Source organism: Paraburkholderia sp. BCC1885 (assembly GCF_900996235.1).
Taxonomy (GTDB): Bacteria; Pseudomonadota; Gammaproteobacteria; order Burkholderiales; family Burkholderiaceae; genus Paraburkholderia.
Map to the genome: position 1 here is coordinate 1 of NZ_CAAJGM010000133.1, position 17,212 is coordinate 17,212.

A 17,212-nucleotide genomic window follows, 5' to 3' on the forward strand; every position below is an offset into this window, starting at 1 on the left:
ATTGGGGGCGACGCAGGCGACTGAACAGTCAGTACGCTTCACCCTTGCTGATCGAGGCTGGGCTGCTCCTTTGCTTCGGGCTGATCGGCAGTCATCTGGCGCTGTGGGAAGCCCTGTTCGTCCCAGCGACGGTCGTGCTTCTCTACTTCATCATGGGGCTGCAAAACGCGATGATCACGAAGCTCTCGGGCGCGGAAATCCGTACCACCCACATGACCGGTATCGTGACGGATATCGGCATCGAGCTCGGCAAACTCTGCTACTGGAATTCCTCCAGGGGTGGGCCTGCAGAGCCGGTGGTGCTGGCCAACCGGACGAAACTGAAACTGCACGGCACGATGCTGGTAATGTTCTTCGTCGGCGGCATCACCGGAGCGCTGGGATTCAAACACATCGGATACGCGGCCACCATTCCTCTCGCGGGACTGTTGATCGTGCCGCTGATTGACGACCTGCGCGACCAGATATACCGGCTTGACCGCTAGTGCTACCGCTGAAGATCGCCGGATGGAGGAACCTGCATTGCGTCAACCCGGGCGGTCCCGCCCCATGTTGAGAATCTTCTCGTTGAGCACTCGATCTCCGTCAGAAGAGGCGTTGCCGCGCTCCTTGAAACCATCGAAGGGGTCGAGCTTGTCGGCGCAGCGGACGAGCCCGGCGTGGCATTGGCTGACTTCGCGGCAATGCATGCAGATTTCGCCATTGTGGATCTGAGATTGACCGGTGGTAGACCAGAAATCATCGGTGGCCTTGAGCGAAACAGGCCGCTTGTCATCACGATAGTGCTGACCAGTTATTCGGGCAAGGGATACCGGAAGGCCTGCATGCTGGCCGGAGCGAGCTATTACTTCGACAAGACGACGGAGTTCGATCTTGCCCTGAGCGTGATCAAGCGGATCGCCGTCGAACATTCAGCGGGCGCCGCCGGGCAAACACGCACTGATCTCCTCTCACCTGAAGGGTGGTGGTCCGCTCGCGAAATCGCTACCAACTCCAGGAATTGTACGCACATTGTATGATAATGAAATCATCATTTGTTTACGCTACAATTAAACCTGAATGGCATCCATGGCCCGGTCCATCGATGCAAGGGGTGATCAGATCAGGCAAGGTGGATCGTTCACTGGCGCTTGGCAAGGAGGTTGATGTGATCGACGCGAGTGTTGCCCTGCTGTCGCATGACTACACGCACCGGTTTTTGCGGGATGTGATGGGGATTCGTGGATTGATCGTGATCGGTGTTGGCAAGGCGGGCGAGCGCGGATTTCAGATGCTTTACCGCTTTTCGGACATTTGCGATCGCCTGGAAGAGTGCGGGATCAATGTGATCTTCGTCTATCAGAAGGAATCGGCACGACACGTTCAGGATGCAACGTCGCGGTTCGGGGCCCGGTACAGGCAAAAGCCCTGTCTGTTTCTGGACGATGATGGCCAGTTCTTTCGCGGTCCACCCCATCCAAAGTCACTTCGCGTCGAGTATCTGGATCGGGTAATGCGGCGGCTCGCGACGGTCGAAATTCCGTTGCGGGATGAAACATGGGATCCGCTGCTGCGAAACTTCCTTGTCGAGGTCGTCGCGGGTTCCATGCACTGAGCGGGACCGGGAGGGGATGTGTGACCCCGGGTCGCGATTACGCACAAGGGGAGCAGGGTGGTTGAGGCATTGATTAAGGTAGGCGGGCGGTGGGGCCTGCACGGGCAAGGGTCGGCAAGACTCGCGGTGAGTGCAGCCGGGTTTGCCAGCGACATCGTCTGCATGGCGAACGGTCGGTCCGTCAACGCAAAGGACGTCATGTCGGTCATGTCGCTGCGGGCAAGACCGGACACGCTCGTGCGCATCCTCGCAACTGGGCCCGACGAAATTGCGGCGCTTGAAGCGCTTTCGGCCCTCCTGCGCACACAGGAATCCTTCTGATCTGACGGATGCAAGACCTCACGCACCCGAAAACCGGCCGCGCAACGACCCACGTTCGATCATGCCCAGGAAAAGAAAGAGAAATCTGAACAGGCCGCTGGTCATCCAGAACGAGCAGGTTGTCTCACTGTACTTTGACGCGCGCGGAGTCCAGAGCACGATGTTGCGGCGCGATCCCTGCGCCCTTGCGCTGGGCTATACGCGGACCATGATGGGTTTCCTGCTGTTCAGACCGTCCCCGCGCCGCATTTCGATGATCGGTCTGGGTGGCGGCTCACTGGCGAAATACTGCTATCGCCACTTGCCCGACACCACCATTACTGCGGTCGAAATCAATCCGGAGGTGATCGCGCTGCGCGACCAGTTTCACGTGCCGCGCGATGATGAACGTTTCAGGGTGGTTTGCGCAGATGGTGCGCAGTACGTCACCGTTCCGGACCACCGACCCGATGTGCTGCTGGTCGATGGCTTTAACGCCGAGGGCCTGCCTCCCGAGCTAGGCAGCCAGACGTTCTACGAGGCTTGCCGCCGCCGGTTGAGCGATGACGGGGTGCTGGTGGTCAACCTTGTGACGGACGAGCCGGATTTCCATCGTTACCTACGCTGCTCAGGGACGTTTTCGCGGGTGCAGTGACCCTGGCGCCGTCCGAAGGTAGCGATCACAACATCACTGTTTTCGCATGGAAAGGAACGGACGGACTGCCGTCCTTTGCGGCCATGCTTGACCGGGCGGGCGCGCTCGCCCCGAGACACACGGTGAATCTTCATGCGACGGCCACGCGCATCGAGTACGGCAAGAAATTTAACTGGAACCGATATGGCTAGGCCTGATTGGTAGAAACCGTCTGCCGCGGGGCACGGGGCGCGATCCCTACACCTGCGCAGACTATCTGGGTGAGCGCACTCTTGAGGTAGGAAGATGACAACCGAACGCGACAATCCCGGCCGCACCTTGACACTTGCGGCCGTTTGGGCACTTGAACGTCTGGCGCAACAGCGATATGGCCGCGACGCCCCCGCTCTGAACTGGTCGGTCGCGCAGGAATTGCGTAATGCAGGGTTTGTTTCCTCACCGGCAAACTGGAGGGGCGCCGTGTCAATTACCCGGGCTGGCCAGAACTACCTGCGTGCCAGAGTGGAGCTTTAGGACGCCGGCCGCGCGTTGCGTTTTGTCGGCTCTGCGACGGCCCAGCGGCTGACCACAGGCAAACGCACGAGAATCGCCCCCGAACGAATGCTTCTGGCACCGCGAAAATGACTGCGGTCGCGTGGTGTATTATAATTACATTAACATACTTGGACATCGCACCCCGTCATGGAAACGAAAAGCGCTCGACTCACGATTTTAATCGATCCTGTGAAGAAGGAAGCGTTCGAAAAACTGTGCGCAGCGCAGGACCTGACGCCTTCACAGGTGGTGCGGCAACTGATTCGCGAATACCTTGAGCATCACGGCGTCACCTACAAGACAAAGAGCACCGTCGGTGCGCGCCCACGTCGAAACACTGCTTGAGCTACGCCTGCGCCAGGCCAGCGATGTGATCTCGCGCAGGCACCGCGCTGGCTCCTGGTTCCGGGGCACCGCAGGTCTCTCCGGGCAGCGCGCATCGGTAAGATAGCGCGATGTGAGAACGTGGCGATGTCCGGCGGTCGCGGACGCAACGATATGACAGGCCGCAGGATGCACCGACTTGAGACGAATGCAGAACTGCTGTGCTTTCTCACGTTCTCCGAGATATTTGCATTTCGCACCACCGGAGCGTGGCTGCAGCCCGATCATCTTGTTGAAAGCACGAGGATCTGGCTGAGTTGTCACGATCATCATGCCGACTGGCGCCTGCGGGTTCACTTGAGCCGAATGGCCGCAGATCTCGCGCAGCAACTCGTGAAGGCCGGCGACATCGTGCGCGGCCAGCCGGACGCCTCCTGGTTCTTTACCCGCGACATGCAGATCAACTTCGCATCACCGCGGGTGATCGTCGTCTACGCCCGATGCGTGGCTACCCTGAGCCGGGACATTAGCGGCGGTGCGGTATAGCCCCGGCATTCAGCGCGCCACCTATGCTGCCTGGACCATCCCGGTTTCCGGCACCTCGAATGTCATGTCTTCCGCGGCCCCCTTCATGAGGGGCTGTATCGACCGTCGCGCGAGCCTGCCGTTTCGTCAGCCGGTCAGTTTCTGCCTGAATGTCCAGTCCGAAGCGAACCCCACGCCTTGCTTCAAACGGCGCGCGGTCCTGCGCAGGTTGAGGGGATGTGTTCTGGCTAGGACGCGTGCACGCGCGAGGAGCTTATCCCGGGAGGGAAGTCCCGGTGCGCCCTTCCAGACAAACAATGTGTAGTTGCAACTGTCCTCGGCCATGAAAATGGAAAGCGACTCGCCGAACACCGAACGCGCCTCTTCCAGGTAGTATGGAGTATGAGGATCATCGTCGACGAAATTGGCGACCAGCACGCCACCGTCGGCAAGCCGCGCATGGCAAGCCGAGTAAAAGGCGGCGTTGCCCAGCTGTCCGGGCATACCCCGCGCCAGAAAGCCATCGACCAGAATCACGTCCGGGCGCGCATCGTGGCTTTTGACGTATTCCGCCCCGTCCGCACAGATTACTTCGAGTCGCTCATCATCGGGCGGAATGTGAAATGTATCGCGCAACGCGATCACCCCGGGATCGATCTCGATGGCCACTATCCTTGTGTCCGGAAGATGCCTGTAGCAGTACTTGACCAGCGATCCGCCGCCTAAACCGATCATGGAAATTCTGATGGGCGCTGGCTGCAGCAGCAGGAATCCCATCATGGTCCGGGTGTAGCCGAGCGCCAGTCTGTCAGGGTCGCGTCGGGACATGAAACTCTGTGTGGCCAGCAGATCGAAGTGCAGCGAAAGCGCGTGTTCGGTTTCCAGCACCACGGGCGCACCATCTGCGGATGGCGCGGCAAGAAACTTCATATAGGCGTCGAACGACGCGTGAGAGTGATCCATGCTGCGTTCTGAATGACGTTCCTGTCAGGGTCTTCCGCCCACCGGCCACACTGCAATCGCGACCGCCCCTTCGGGCCGAGCGGCGGCCCGCATCCGCCCTCCGGCGCCAGTCAGGGAGGGCAGCCGCGTCTTGCCGCCAGGGCCATCGACCTGCGACAGCGCGGCTAGCGCTCTGGGGCATGCACCTACCCTTGCTGATAAACAGCATGGGATGATAATGATATTATCATAGAGTGCGCTCATCGTCCGTCTGGCATCCAGGTTCGGCCGGGTCACGGTGTTGATCCATCCAGCACCCCGCGCAACCGTTGTAAACGCATCCTCATCAATGTCCGCATGCTGCTGGCGGGTTCGTCAGCAGCCGGGCAGGGTATGCGGGAGATGGTACCTGGGTGGTACGGTAACGAATCCAGAAGCCTGTGACCGATCGTGCTGCAGCCGGCGGGAAAAGCATTAGCGATATGCCGACGGCGCACGTGGCGGCTGGAGTTGCCGTTCATCGCAGGTTGCAAAGCTGATATGAGACTCGCTCACTCCGGGACGTCCATCCCGCTGGCGGCGAGATTCCTTCCACATTCTGACCGGTGTTATTCATGTCATTTGCACGGATTGTCGGAACAGGCAGTTTTCTGCCTTCGAACGTCATTTCCAACGCGGACATGGTGTCGCAGCTTGCCAGCAGGGGCATCGAAACGAGCGACGACTGGATCTATTCACGCAGCGGCATCCAGTCCCGACGGTTCGCTGACCGTCAATCGCAAACGAGCGATCTTGCCGTAGCGGCCGCGTCGCGGGCCCTGTCTGCGGCAGAAATCAAAGCGGATGCCATCGATCTGATCATAGTAGCCACCACCACACCCGATGCAATCTTTCCGAGCACAGCTTGCCTCGTCCAGCGGAAACTCGGAATGCGAAACCGCTGCGCAGCCTTCGACATTCAGGCGGTGTGCGGTGGGTTCATCTATGCACTGACGGTTGCCGACGCGCTGATACGGGGCACATCGGTCAGGACGGCACTCGTCATCGGAGCGGAGACGTTCTCGAGACTTCTTGATTTCGAGGATCGCAGTACCTGTGTCCTGTTTGGCGATGGCGCAGGCGCCGTGGTTTTGAGATCATCAGGTGAGCCGGGGATACTTGGCGCGGCCTTGCATGCCGACGGACACTACTCGGAAATCCTCAAGGTGTCGGGCAGCATTGCAGGTGGAACTGTTTTGGGTGATCCGTTTGTGCGGATGGACGGGCCGGCCGTGTTCAAGCTGGCGGTCAGTGCGCTCCAGGAGGTGAGCGAGGAAGTCGCGGCGCAGTGTGGATTGGCGATGTCAGACTTCACCTGGGTCGTGCCTCATCAGGCAAACATCCGCATCATGGAAGCCACCGCACGCAAACTGGGTATCCCGCTCGATCGTCTGGTCGCTACTGTCCGTGAGCACGGCAACACGTCTGCCGCGTCGATCCCCCTCGCGATCGATCAGGCGTACCGGGACGGTCGGATCTGTCGCGGTGACAAGGTGTTAATGCATGCCGTGGGTGCTGGCGTGACATGGGGTGCTTTGGCAATGCAAGCGTAGGGGGATCGCATGGGGAAGCCTGCTTCCATAGTTGTTCCATGTTATGGGAGCAGGGCACCGCACCCTGTGTCTGCGGAGCTCCTGATTGCTACAGGCAGTAGGCGACACTTAGGTGCTTCAGTTCTGCGTTAAAGATCAGCGGCCGAGAGCGTTATCCGTTCGCCAGTGCCCGGAAGCGCTTTCTGCTCTATGGCATGCAGCAACTGGCGCTTGCCAAGTTCGAAGGCGAGCAGCAACTGTTTCGTGGTCCTGTTCGCAGCACCGAGTTTTTCGCAGACCGTTTCGGACGGTAGCGCAAAGGCGCAGTATCCCCAGCCGACGCCGTATGCCGAAAACCAGACGGTCGAGTCGGCGGAGAAAATTGGTGCCGTGAGGTTCGTACTGGGCTGATCCATGGTTGATACCTTCCTGTCCGATTGGCGTGGTTTGAAGAGTTCTTGCACAGCGACTTTCCGAAACCGGTGTGGCGGCGATCGTGACGTGCCTCACACGGTGGGCTGCACCATTTCATTGCGTACCAGGCAAGATTAACGCCGAAACGTGCTGGCCGTCAGTGCTTGCCTGGGATAGTGAAAAACATCATGTGGTCCGGAACGAAGGGATTGCGGCACCCGCATCGGCGACGACCAGCGCCGTCATGTTGACGATGGCACGCACCGTCGCCGAAGCGGTCAGCACGTGCACCGGCTTGGCTGCGCCCAGCAGCATCGGGCCGATCGCTATGTTGTTGCCGGCCGCCGTCTTCAGCAGGTTGTACGAAATGTTGGCCGCGTCGATGTTCGGCATCACCAGCAGGTTAGCGTCACCTTCCAGCGTCGACTCCGGCAGCACTTCGCGACGCAGGTTGGCGTCGAGTGCGACGTCGCCGTGCATTTCGCCATCCACTTGCAGATCCTGCGCGCGCTCGCGCAGGATCGCGAGCACGTCGCGCATCTTCTGCGCGGTCGGCGCATTGCTCGTGCCGAAGTTCGAGTGCGACACCAGTGCAATCTTCGGCTCAATACCGAAGCGGCGCACTTCTTCTGCCGCCATGATCGTGATCTCGGCCAGTTCTTCCGGCGTCGGATCGACGTTCACGTGTGTATCCACCAGGAAAATCTGGCGGCCCGGCAGCACGAGGCCGTTCATTGCCGCGTAGACGTTGCGGCCTTCCTTCTTGCCGATCACCTGATCGATGAAGTGCAGGTGCCGGTGCGTCGTGCTGACCGTTCCGCAGGTCATGCCGTCCGCTTCGCCCTTCTTCACCAGCATGGCGCCGATCAGCGTGGTGCGGCGGCGCATTTCCAGCTTGGCCATCTGCTCGCTGATGCCCTTGCGCGCCATCAGCTTGTGATACGACTGCCAGAAGTCACGATAACGCTCGTCGTGGTCCGTATTGACGATCGTATAGTCCTGGCCGTTGACCAGACGCAGGCCGTAGCGCGCGATGCGCTGCTCGATCACAGCCGGACGGCCAATCAGGATCGGCTTGGCGAGCTTTTCGTCCACGATGATCTGCAGTGCACGCAGCACGCGCTCTTCTTCACCTTCCGCGAACACAATGCGCTTCTTCTCCGGCTCGACGCCGCGCGCCAGCTGGAAGATCGGCTTCATGGTCGTGCCGCTGTGGTAGACGAACTGCTGCAGATGCTGCTCGTACGCGTCCATGTCCTCAATTGGACGCTCCGCCACGCCGCTATCCATCGCAGCCTTCGCCACGGCCGGCGCGACCTTGACGATCAGGCGCGGGTCGAACGGCTTCGGAATCAGGTATTCCGGGCCAAACGACAAGTCCTGAATGCCATAAGCGGTCGCGACGATATCGCGTTGCTCCTGGCGAGCCAGTTCCGCGATTGCGTTGACGGCCGCGATTTCCATTTCCCGCGTCACCGTGGTCGCACCGGTGTCCAGCGCGCCGCGGAACAGGAACGGGAACACCAGAACGTTGTTCACCTGATTCGGATAGTCGGTGCGGCCCGTGCACAGCACCGCGTCCGGACGCACTTCCAGCGCCAGTTCCGGCAGAATTTCCGGGGTCCGGTTGGCCAGCGCCAGAATCAGCGGCTTGTCCGCCATCTGCTTGACCATGTCTTGCTTCAGCACGCCGCCCGCCGAGAGACCGAGGAAGATGTCCGCGCCGCCAATCGCCTCAGCCAGCGTACGGGCGCCGGTTTCGCGCGCAAAGCGCTCCTTGTCCGGATCCATCAGTTCGGTGCGGCCCTTGTACACCACGCCGGCGAGGTCGGTCACCGTGATGTTCTCGAGCGGCAGGCCAATGTCGACCAGCAGGTCCAGACATGCCAGCGCCGCTGCGCCCGCGCCGGAGGAAACCAGCTTGACGTGCTTGATGTCCTTGCCGACCACCTTCAAACCGTTGGTGACAGCGGCCGCCACGACGATAGCCGTGCCGTGCTGGTCGTCGTGGAACACCGGAATCTTCATGCGCTTGCGGCATTCGCGTTCGACGATGAAGCAGTCCGGCGCCTTGATGTCTTCCAGGTTGATGCCGCCGAAGGTCGGTTCGAGCGCGGCGATCACGTCCACCAGCTTGTGCGGGTCGGACTCGTTCAGCTCGATGTCGAACACGTCGATACCGGCGAACTTCTTGAACAGCACCGCCTTGCCTTCCATGACCGGCTTCGAGGCGAGCGGGCCGATGTTGCCGAGGCCCAGCACCGCGGTGCCGTTCGTCACGACGCCGACTAGGTTGCTGCGCGCGGTGAAACGGGCAGCATTCAGCGGGTTCTCGACGATTTCCTCGCACGCGAACGCGACGCCCGGCGAGTACGCCAGTGCGAGGTCGCGCTGGTTGATCATCTGCTTGGTCGGCGCGATAGCGATCTTCCCGGGGGTCGGGAATTCGTGATAATCGAGAGCGGCTTCGCGGAGTTTGCCCTGATCTGGGGTTGGCATGGCGTCTCCACGTTAACAAAATTTGCAGACAATGATAATGATATTATCACGTCAGCGACATGCGAAGTGAGGGGAGAGCGCCAAAGCTGGCGGCACCGCATGAACCTGCCGCAGCCCGGCAGGGCGGCACAACCTACAGCAACGGATCAGGGAAAACCTAGATGGATTCAAGTTCATGTGACGCTAACCACGGACAACTGCGCCTGCAACGGAATTCCGTCAGCACAATCGGTGACGAAGCGCGGGCACGTCGTGACGTCGTACTGCAGGCGTCGTTCGATGGCAGAACCGTCGTGCTGGTCGAATTCGATGAACGTTTCAGCGACCACCACGCGACCGGCCCGGAACAGGAGGTTCGGCACGAAATTCCAGTATCTGAACTGATTCAGCTGATCCGCGTGCACGGCGCACGCCTCTGAAGTGGATAACCACCTCGGTACGGCTGTTGCGCGTGTTGCGTGCTGACCCCGATGTCATATGTAAAGGAGCGACGGCGTGACGAATAAAACTGCGGAGAAGCAGACACCGGACATGGTGCCTGAGAACACAAACGTTGCGGACGGTTCACGCACGGCTGCCGTGGCTGCATCCAGAACGCAATCTGCGAGCTCCACGGCCTCGGATAGCGCGCCCGACACCGATACGGCGGTCGGCGTAGTTCCCTCGGCTGCACGCTCACGCCGGACCAAAGCAAATGCGCGTGCGCGCGACGCTAGTGCCACGCGAGCCGACGGGTCCTCCGGAGAGGTCGACGACGACCGCGTGGGCCTGCGCGCGTTGATCAAGCTGGGTGGTGACCGTGGGTTTGTCACCCGTGGAGAGATCAGCGATTGCCTGCCCGACCACCTTGCGCAACCGGACGCGATCGAGAACGTGATCCGGGCCTTCAGCGACATGGGTATTGCTGTGTTCGAGCAGGCCCCGGACGCCGAGTCCATGGTGATGCACGATGCGGTCGCAGTTTCATCCGACGAGCAGGCTGAAGAAGAGGCTGTTGCGACAATCTCGAGCGTCGATGCGGAGTTCGGCCGTACCACCGATCCGGTGCGTATGTACATGCGCGAGATGGGCGCAACTGAACTCCTGACCCGCCAGGGCGAAATTGACCTGGCGCGACGCATCGAAGAGGGCCGCAACGAAATGATCCGCGCCATATCGTCGTGCCCGACAACGATTGCCGGCATACTGGCGATCGCCGACGCCGTCGCCAGCGGTGAAACGGCCATTGGCGAATTTGTCGATGGCATGATCGACATGGCTGCGGTGGAGACAGACGACATTGCTGCGGTCGCGGAGGAAAGCATCGACGGCGATCCCGTCTTGTGTGAGGATCAGGGCGACGAAGATGACGAAGATGACGAAGGCGCGGAAAGCGAGTCGGCTCGTCTGCACAACGAGACCCTGAAGCGCGACGCGCTTGCGAAGTTTGCGGTCGTGGCCGACTGGTTCGAGCAATTGCGGGACGCATACGAAACGGAGGGCTACGGTTCGGGGCGCTATCGCACCGCACAGGCGGCGATCGAGACCGAACTAATGACAATCCGCTTCACGGCGCGCACGATCGAACGTTTGTGCGCTGCATTGAGGCTGTCGGCCGACGAGGTCCGAACGATCGAGCGCGAAATCGTACGGATCACGGTTGACCGGTGTGGCGTGCCTCGTGACACATTTGTGGCGCATTTCCGCGGCAATGAGACCAACCCGGCGTGGCCGCAGAAACTTCTCGCAGTTGGGCAACCGTTCAATAGCATCCTGGAACGAAATCTGCCGGCGATCTGGTTAGAGCAGGAAAAACTGCTTGCCCTTCAACAGCGTGTCGTGCTGCCGCTTGTGGACTTCAGGAATGTCTGTCGCGCGATGACCGCGAGCGAAGCAAAAATGCTGTGCGCGAAAGGCGAGATGGTCAAGGCGAATCTGCGGCTGGTGATCTCACTCGCCAAGCGATATACCAACCGCGGCCTGCTGTTTCTCGACCTGATCCAGGAAGGCAATATTGGCCTGATGCGAGCCGTCGACAAGTTTGAATACCGTCGTGGGTACAAGTTCTCCACTTACGCAACCTGGTGGATCCGGCAGGCCCTCACCCGGTCGATTGCGGATCAGGCGAGGACAATCCGGGTCCCGGTCCACATGATCGACTCGCTTAACAAGCTGAAACGGGTCTCGCACCAGATTCTGCAGGAAACTGGGCGTGAGCCCGACGCCGCAGTGCTGGCGGAGCGGATGGAGATGCAGGAAAAAAAGGTTCGCGCAATGCTGCGGATCGTCAGGGAGCCGGTTTCCCTGGATGCGTCTGTCGGGGAAAACGACGACACATCCATAGGCGACCTGATCGAGGACACTACGGCGATTTTACCGCACGAGGCTGCGCTTCACGCAAGCATGCGCAATGCTGTCAACGAGGCGCTCACGACGTTGACGCCACGTGAAGCGAAGATCCTGCGCCTGCGTTTTGGTATCGAAAGCGGGAGGGATCATACGCTGGAAGAGCTCGGAGAGCAGTTTGACCTGACGCGCGAACGGATCCGCCAGATTGAAGCGAAGGCACTGCGCAAGCTACGACATCCGGGTCGGTCTGAACAACTGAAGTCGTTCATGGACTGGGAGTGAAACCAGGGGAAATATGCGTCCCTACAGTGAGCTTCGTATGCGGGTGCAGACATCACGTGCACAACGAGGGCAGTCGACGGCCCGCGGCGAAGCAACCGCTGCGTCGCAGGAGCAGGGCAAGCGGAGGCACGCCGATGGATGGTACTGGGCCAGTCCATCCACGCGAGCTGGTATCGGCGGGCATCATCACGCAGTGAACGACCGAAGACGAAATACCATGAGCACCGATAAGATCAATCTCGACATTCACAGGATTCTGACGCTGCTGCCCCATCGCTATCCGTTCCTGCTCGTCGATCGGGTCCTCGAACTCGAACCGCACAGGCACATCAAGGCGCTGAAGAACGTATCCATCAACGAGCCGTACTTCACGGGTCACTTCCCGAAGCGCCCCGTGATGCCGGGTGTGCTGGTTCTAGAAGCGCTGGCGCAGGCAGCGGCGTTGCTAACTTTCTCGGAGGAGGCGCATGATCCAGCCAGCACGCAGTACCTCTTCGTTGGCATCGACGATGCGCGCTTCAAGCGGGTGGTCGAGCCAGGTGACCAGCTCATTCTGACGGTCTCGTTCCAGCGCCAGATGCGCAGCATCTGGAAGTTCATGGCGCGAGCTGAGGTGGAGGGCACGGTGGCAGCGGAAGCCACTCTTATGTGCACGGTCAGACATGTGGACTGACCTCGCCTGATTCGTTCACGTCAGGATAGTGAAATAGCGCTTCTGGCCGATGCCCGGCACGCACTCCGTCGCACCAGTTGCGACCACAATCATCACCCATCCTGGCGGGTCACCGCCATCTAGATCTGGAAGAAAAGTCATGGAAAGTTCGACAAGGCAACAAATTCCCGCAACGCTGATACCCGGCGACGGAATCGGGCCGGAAGTGGTTGACGCTACGGTTCACATTCTTGACGCTTTAGCGTCACCATTCGTTTGGGACGTGCAGCATGCCGGAGTCGCAGGGGTCACCCACAGTGGCGACCCGCTGCCAGCCGCGACGCTCGATAGCGTTCGCAGGAACAGGCTTGCCCTCAAAGGTCCGTTGACGACCCCGATCGGAGAGGGGTTCCGTTCTTCCAACGTCCGGCTTCGGGAAGAATTCCAGCTTTTTGCTAACGTCAGGCCCGTACGTACCATCGTGCCCGGTCGCTACGACAAGATCGATCTCGTGCTCGTACGCGAGAACCTGGGCGGGTTTTATGTTGCGCATGAGTACTATGTGCCTGTCGGCAATGACCCGAAAGCGGTCGCGGTCGCGACAGGGGTTAACACACGTGACGCCTGCACGCGAATCACAAGATTCGCTTTTGAATACGCCTTGAAGCACGGACGAAAGAAGATCACCGTTGTCCATAAGGCCAACATTCTGAAGGCACTCACCGGATTGTTCCTAGAAGCCGCGAGAGACGTGGCCCGGGAGTACGCAGGCCGTGTGGAAATGAATGACATGATTGTCGACGCGTGTGCCATGCAACTGGTGATGAACCCGTGGCAGTTCGATATGCTGCTTTGTACCAATCTGTTCGGAGATATTCTCTCGGACCAGTTAGCGGGTCTTGTCGGCGGACTTGGTATGGCTCCAGGTGCGAACTACGGCAATGACACTGCGATATTTGAAGCCGTGCACGGATCGGCGCCGGACATCGCCGGCAAGGGCGTGGCCAATCCCATATCCTTGCTCCTTGCCTCAAGCTTGATGCTTGACCATGTCGGCAGAGGTGATCTCGCACAACGATTGCGGGCTGCAATCACTGAAACACTGAACACGGACCAGATCTGTACGCGCGACCTGAAAGGCGCTGCGTCAACGCGCGAGTTCGCTGACGCAGTCGTTCGGCGGATCGAGAACGCCTAGTTGTTGAATTGCATGGAATCCTGACCCGCGGGGGGCAGGATTCCATGCATGTATGGACCCGACGCATCTTGCAAGATTTTTTACGGACGAGGAAATGGTCTGCATGCATGTATCCGGCCTGCTATTGGGCATGCGCCGAAGCATGCACGCAGCCTCGATGAGATCCGCGCACACGGTTCTGAGCAAATCATCGGCTTGACACTCGTCAGCGGGCACTGAAAGCAGGTTTTCGGGATGCTGGTTCCACCAGTTTCGTCATCACGTTAAAAAGCTTCGCAAACCTGTGCTGGGCAAAACAAAGACTTGAGATGCCTGTTCAGACGAAGGATTCAGGCATTTTTGTTAGCTAGGGCGACTGCCGTGCAGTTATAGCCGTGCCTGGCACCAAGTTGCTGAAGCCATCGGCTTCGCGCATCCGTTTTGGACGCTGCATACTGGAGGACGGTTCTGGCGCCGTGAACTAGGAGTGTCCGCAGGTAGGTTTATCTGCCCATGGATTTTTCGGGATGAGTATTTTAAGGTCACTGCGTCGGGCCAACGGGTGAAAACATCGTCCCTCTCCAGGGTAGATGTCGCCCGTGCACTCGTGGATCGGAAGTTCGATTACCGCTCCTGCTTTGATCATGGCGATGGCCTTGGCCGCAGCGTCGAACAGCTCATTGACACGATCGTGTGCTGGACATGTTTTAATAGCCAAGGCGTGGAGGCTGCCTCCAAAGGACCTATCCTCTCGGAAGGAGCACGCGCAAGCCAAGCAAACATTCGTCGTTAACTCCGGAAACTTAGCGTCGATGTGAATCGGAATATCTCGTCAAGTTACTTCGAGAATACGCAAACTTGATTCTCGACTACTCTGGCCTTGTGTCCAACTGAAGTTGCGGCCATTCTGGCTGTGCATACACGATGCGCGACCAGGGAGCGATTGTGCGTCGCATGGGGGCGAGCCGACGGGCTGATGACAGCGCATTCGCAATGCAGTTGCGATCGTGACTGCTTTGGAGCCGAAATGTGTCCTGGACTTGCTCTGTAAAGGTTCAACTTTTACTGCTGATTCGCTCCAGACACGACTGAAGAAGCACATCGAAAAAACAATTGCCTGAGGGGCGTACGTTGTGAAGCCATGTAGAGGGCGGCGGGTGTATTTCTGTTCGCCGGGTTTGCCTTCAGCACCCTGATCGAGGTCACCCTCGCAGCCTTACGAGCCGTAACGGAAATTGAAGCCTATACGATAGCCTTTTCGTCCCTGTTATGGGTCACTCTGGTAATTCCGAACCACCGTATGGCATAGTGCGGCCATTATTCATCCAAAGGGAAAGCAATGGCTACGCTCGAGAACATACAGGCGAGAATCGCGAAACTGCAAACACAAGCGGAAGCGCTGATCCGGCAGCAGTCTTCAGGCGTTCTCGAAAAAATTCGCGAACTGGTGGAGAAACATGGCATCACCACCGCCGACATCGAGGCGCACATTGGTGGCAAGAAGCGTGGCCGCAGGCCCGGAGAAAGCGCTGTTGCGAAACCGGGCGTGAGCTCGGCGAAGTACCGTGACCCGAAGACCGGCGCGACGTGGACCGGCCATGGGCGTGCGCCGGTGTGGATTGCGAGCGTGAAGGACCGGAGCAAGTTCCTTGTTGATGGCGTTTCGTCGAACTCGGCACCAGCGGCGAAGAGGGCGGCAGAAGGCAATTACGTGCGCGGCCCGCAGCCTCCAAAATACCGGGACCCGAAGACCGGTGCCACGTGGAGCGGCCGCGGTCCAGCGCCTGCGTGGCTCGCTGGCGCGGGAGAAGACCGCGCAAGGTACCTGATTACAGAGACACGAGGGCGCGCTACGAAAGCAACGTCCCAGGCTCCGGGGACGCAGGCGACCGCAAAGAAGTCGGCCGCTAAAACGGGACCGGGGCGGAAGCTTCCAGCGAAAAAGAGTGCGCGCGCAGCGGTGACAGCGGCCGAGAAACCCGTCGCGGCAAACGAGGCCGCAAAATAAGTACCTCCAGGCGCGCTCTCGAAAGTAGATTACAGGCCTCACGCGGACGTTGATCGGGGCGCCGACCCTGAGTTGCCGTGCAGGAAGGCCAACTCAGCCGAGCCGTCCTTCGCTTAAGCGACCTTCTGTGCCCGTGCTGCGGCAGCTCGCGGCTGGCGAATTGAAAGTATCATGGGTAAGCTGCCGTGGAAAACTGTCAACTGCACGGGCGAATGGACGATGGTGATCGTAATTCATTCATGTTCAAGACTCACGGCTTCCTGTTGTGCGGTCGTCCGTGGCTGCACGTCTGTCATATCGCATCTGCCTGGTACAGAACGCCAGGTCGCAAGGTGAATTCTCGCGCCATCCTGTGTCCTCCCCGATCGTGCCAGGTAACATCAGGTTTCGTGACGTGACCGTCGGGTTGCACGTGCCGGCGTGGCTTCGCCACGGACCTTGAGCTGCCCCTGCAGTAACGCGGCCTGTTGCGCGAGTGCATCACGTTCACGGCGCAGATCGCGAACCTCACCCATCACACTGGCGAGCTGCTTTTCGTGCCGTTCGGCAAGCCGACGATGTTCGGCGGCATCGGCCGAGATTCGCTGGACATCGGCAACGAGCTGTTCATTACGCTGCCGGGTTTTCGAAAGCGCCGCCTCGGCGCGCCGTTGTGCGTCACGGGCCTCCTCGGTCTGCAGCATGACGCGCTTCTGGACGCCCTCAAGCCGGACCGTCGCCTGTTCGACCTCTGCCCGCAAGGCCGCTTCATGTTCGGCGTGGGTCGCTCGCAACGCTTCGAGTTCACGGAGATGGGTAGAACGCACGTCGCACAGCGCCTGTTCCGATTGCGCGCGGACGGCGTCCCTTTCGGCCGCGGCAGCTTCGGCCAGCCGGAGGGCGGCGTCACGTCCGGCCTGGGCCTGCGCGTGCTCAGCAAGCACTGCAGCAAGGCGTGCCTGCTGGTCGTCAAGCTGGCTGCGAACGGTGCGCACTTCGCCCTGAAGTTCCGCCCTGGCGGTCTCGAGTCCCCCGGCGCGTGTGATGGCTGCCGCCGCTTCCGCTTCCAGTTCGTCGCCGCGTTGCGCAAAGACCCGTTCGCCTTGCTCGACCGCAAGCGCCCACACCGACAGCATCGCATTGGCAACCGCCGGCGGCAGTGCCGCGGCGAGTGCGTCGTTGCGCGCCTGCTCGTCCTTCCACAGCTTCAGTTCGTCATTGATCGTGGTGCGGCTGCCCTGGCGGATTTCCGCGTAGATCAGGTCGACGGTGAGTTCATGCGCGAGCCGGCCTGAGGTGACAAGTTGCGCGGCGGCTTCCCGGGTGCGGATTCGGGTATCGCTGATTCGGCTCATAGACGGATTTTCACCGGAAAAAGTCATGGAGGAGGGCGCTTCGTCAAAAAATTATAATCGTATATCTCTCTAT

The 17,212-nt window shown here is 60.0% G+C and carries 18 protein-coding genes and 2 pseudogenes; 13 read left to right on the top strand and 7 right to left on the bottom strand.

Annotated features, from left to right (window positions below):
• The 8 genes and pseudogenes from FQ755_RS13675 to FQ755_RS13710 all read left to right on the top strand — a co-directional run.
• On the top strand, positions 1–485 hold a 485-nt coding region (locus FQ755_RS13675), incomplete at its 5' end, for a YoaK family protein (protein WP_144154989.1).
• A 132-nt stretch (positions 486–617) separates the two neighbouring features.
• Positions 618–1,019: a two-component system response regulator gene (locus tag FQ755_RS13680; RefSeq protein WP_260858575.1), complete on the top strand. Its 402-nt coding sequence runs from the start codon at positions 618–620 to the stop codon at positions 1,017–1,019.
• Positions 1,020–1,147: 128 nt separating this feature from the next.
• A complete protein-coding gene (locus FQ755_RS13685; protein ID WP_186308524.1) occupies positions 1,148–1,594 on the top strand; it encodes a hypothetical protein in 447 nt (148 codons plus the stop codon).
• Between the two features lie 57 nt (positions 1,595–1,651).
• A complete protein-coding gene (locus tag FQ755_RS13690; RefSeq protein ID WP_144154993.1) occupies positions 1,652–1,915 on the top strand; it encodes an HPr family phosphocarrier protein in 264 nt (87 codons plus the stop codon).
• A 61-nt stretch (positions 1,916–1,976) separates the two neighbouring features.
• A pseudogene (locus FQ755_RS13695) lies at positions 1,977–2,740 on the top strand (fused MFS/spermidine synthase).
• A gap of 94 nt (positions 2,741–2,834) precedes the next feature.
• Positions 2,835–3,062 (top strand): hypothetical protein, encoded by a 228-nt coding sequence (locus tag FQ755_RS38120; RefSeq protein ID WP_144154995.1) that lies wholly within the window; start codon positions 2,835–2,837, stop codon positions 3,060–3,062.
• Positions 3,063–3,230: 168 nt separating this feature from the next.
• Positions 3,231–3,428 carry a ribbon-helix-helix protein, CopG family gene (locus FQ755_RS13705; RefSeq protein ID WP_144154997.1) on the top strand — a complete coding sequence of 66 codons (198 nt, stop codon included), beginning with the start codon at positions 3,231–3,233 and terminating at the stop codon, positions 3,426–3,428.
• A gap of 126 nt (positions 3,429–3,554) precedes the next feature.
• Complete coding sequence (locus FQ755_RS13710; RefSeq protein WP_144154999.1) at positions 3,555–3,953, top strand: hypothetical protein; 399 nt, start codon at positions 3,555–3,557, stop codon at positions 3,951–3,953.
• A gap of 126 nt (positions 3,954–4,079) precedes the next feature.
• On the opposite strand, the gene FQ755_RS13715 is transcribed toward FQ755_RS13710, so the two are convergent.
• Positions 4,080–4,895, bottom strand: coding sequence for a fused MFS/spermidine synthase (locus FQ755_RS13715; RefSeq protein WP_144155001.1), 816 nt, complete (start codon positions 4,893–4,895; stop codon positions 4,080–4,082).
• A gap of 593 nt (positions 4,896–5,488) precedes the next feature.
• Between FQ755_RS13715 and FQ755_RS13720 the strand changes: the two genes are divergently transcribed.
• Positions 5,489–6,466: a beta-ketoacyl-ACP synthase III gene (locus FQ755_RS13720; RefSeq protein WP_144155003.1), complete on the top strand. Its 978-nt coding sequence runs from the start codon at positions 5,489–5,491 to the stop codon at positions 6,464–6,466.
• 128 nt (positions 6,467–6,594) lie between these two features.
• Here the strand turns inward: FQ755_RS13720 and FQ755_RS13725 are convergent, their stop codons facing one another.
• From FQ755_RS13725 to FQ755_RS37330, 3 genes are all read right to left on the bottom strand, one after another.
• Entirely contained in the window at positions 6,595–6,909 is a 315-nt protein-coding gene (locus FQ755_RS13725; protein WP_260858566.1) for a hypothetical protein, read from the bottom strand.
• A 136-nt stretch (positions 6,910–7,045) separates the two neighbouring features.
• Positions 7,046–9,358 carry an NADP-dependent malic enzyme gene (locus FQ755_RS13730; RefSeq protein ID WP_144155005.1) on the bottom strand — a complete coding sequence of 771 codons (2,313 nt, stop codon included), beginning with the start codon at positions 9,356–9,358 and terminating at the stop codon, positions 7,046–7,048.
• A gap of 173 nt (positions 9,359–9,531) precedes the next feature.
• The gene (locus tag FQ755_RS37330) at positions 9,532–9,762 is read right to left on the bottom strand and encodes a hypothetical protein (protein ID WP_186308518.1); all 231 of its coding nucleotides are present in this window, start codon (positions 9,760–9,762) and stop codon (positions 9,532–9,534) included.
• A gap of 127 nt (positions 9,763–9,889) precedes the next feature.
• Between FQ755_RS37330 and rpoD the strand changes: the two genes are divergently transcribed.
• Positions 9,890–11,968 (top strand): RNA polymerase sigma factor RpoD, encoded by a 2,079-nt coding sequence (gene rpoD, locus FQ755_RS13740; RefSeq protein WP_144155195.1) that lies wholly within the window; start codon positions 9,890–9,892, stop codon positions 11,966–11,968.
• Between the two features lie 217 nt (positions 11,969–12,185).
• Positions 12,186–12,641 carry a 3-hydroxyacyl-ACP dehydratase FabZ gene (gene fabZ / locus FQ755_RS13745; protein WP_144155009.1) on the top strand — a complete coding sequence of 152 codons (456 nt, stop codon included), beginning with the start codon at positions 12,186–12,188 and terminating at the stop codon, positions 12,639–12,641.
• Positions 12,642–12,656: 15 nt separating this feature from the next.
• Here the strand turns inward: fabZ and FQ755_RS38125 are convergent, their stop codons facing one another.
• Positions 12,657–12,782: a hypothetical protein gene (locus FQ755_RS38125; RefSeq protein ID WP_260858568.1), complete on the bottom strand. Its 126-nt coding sequence runs from the start codon at positions 12,780–12,782 to the stop codon at positions 12,657–12,659.
• On the opposite strand from FQ755_RS38125, the gene FQ755_RS13750 reads away from it, so the two are divergent.
• Complete coding sequence (locus tag FQ755_RS13750; protein WP_144155011.1) at positions 12,781–13,818, top strand: isocitrate/isopropylmalate dehydrogenase family protein; 1,038 nt, start codon at positions 12,781–12,783, stop codon at positions 13,816–13,818. The genes FQ755_RS38125 and FQ755_RS13750 overlap by 2 nt on opposite strands.
• Before the next feature lie 329 nt (positions 13,819–14,147).
• Here FQ755_RS13750 and FQ755_RS13755 read toward each other — a convergent pair.
• Positions 14,148–14,300, bottom strand: a pseudogene (locus FQ755_RS13755) (IS110 family transposase); the annotation flags it as partial.
• An 836-nt stretch (positions 14,301–15,136) separates the two neighbouring features.
• Between FQ755_RS13755 and FQ755_RS13760 the strand changes: the two are divergent.
• Entirely contained in the window at positions 15,137–15,805 is a 669-nt protein-coding gene (locus tag FQ755_RS13760) for an H-NS family nucleoid-associated regulatory protein (protein ID WP_144155013.1), read from the top strand.
• A gap of 380 nt (positions 15,806–16,185) precedes the next feature.
• Here the strand turns inward: FQ755_RS13760 and FQ755_RS13765 are convergent, their stop codons facing one another.
• Positions 16,186–17,139: a DNA-binding protein gene (locus tag FQ755_RS13765; protein ID WP_144155015.1), complete on the bottom strand. Its 954-nt coding sequence runs from the start codon at positions 17,137–17,139 to the stop codon at positions 16,186–16,188.
• Positions 17,140–17,212: the final 73 nt, after the last annotated feature.

Coding starts and splice junctions, on each gene's coding strand:
- FQ755_RS38120 (WP_144154995.1), top strand. CDS start 2,835: ATGACAACCGAACGCGACAATCCCGGCCGCACCTTGACACTTGCGGCC.
- FQ755_RS13705 (WP_144154997.1), top strand. CDS start 3,231: ATGGAAACGAAAAGCGCTCGACTCACGATTTTAATCGATCCTGTGAAG.
- FQ755_RS13710 (WP_144154999.1), top strand. CDS start 3,555: ATGTCCGGCGGTCGCGGACGCAACGATATGACAGGCCGCAGGATGCAC.
- FQ755_RS13715 (WP_144155001.1), bottom strand. CDS start 4,895: ATGGATCACTCTCACGCGTCGTTCGACGCCTATATGAAGTTTCTTGCC.
- FQ755_RS13720 (WP_144155003.1), top strand. CDS start 5,489: ATGTCATTTGCACGGATTGTCGGAACAGGCAGTTTTCTGCCTTCGAAC.
- FQ755_RS13730 (WP_144155005.1), bottom strand. CDS start 9,358: ATGCCAACCCCAGATCAGGGCAAACTCCGCGAAGCCGCTCTCGATTAT.
- rpoD (WP_144155195.1), top strand. CDS start 9,890: ATGGTGCCTGAGAACACAAACGTTGCGGACGGTTCACGCACGGCTGCC.
- fabZ (WP_144155009.1), top strand. CDS start 12,186: ATGAGCACCGATAAGATCAATCTCGACATTCACAGGATTCTGACGCTG.
- FQ755_RS13750 (WP_144155011.1), top strand. CDS start 12,781: ATGGAAAGTTCGACAAGGCAACAAATTCCCGCAACGCTGATACCCGGC.
- FQ755_RS38125 (WP_260858568.1), bottom strand. CDS start 12,782: ATGACTTTTCTTCCAGATCTAGATGGCGGTGACCCGCCAGGATGGGTG.
- FQ755_RS13760 (WP_144155013.1), top strand. CDS start 15,137: ATGGCTACGCTCGAGAACATACAGGCGAGAATCGCGAAACTGCAAACA.
- FQ755_RS13765 (WP_144155015.1), bottom strand. CDS start 17,139: ATGAGCCGAATCAGCGATACCCGAATCCGCACCCGGGAAGCCGCCGCG.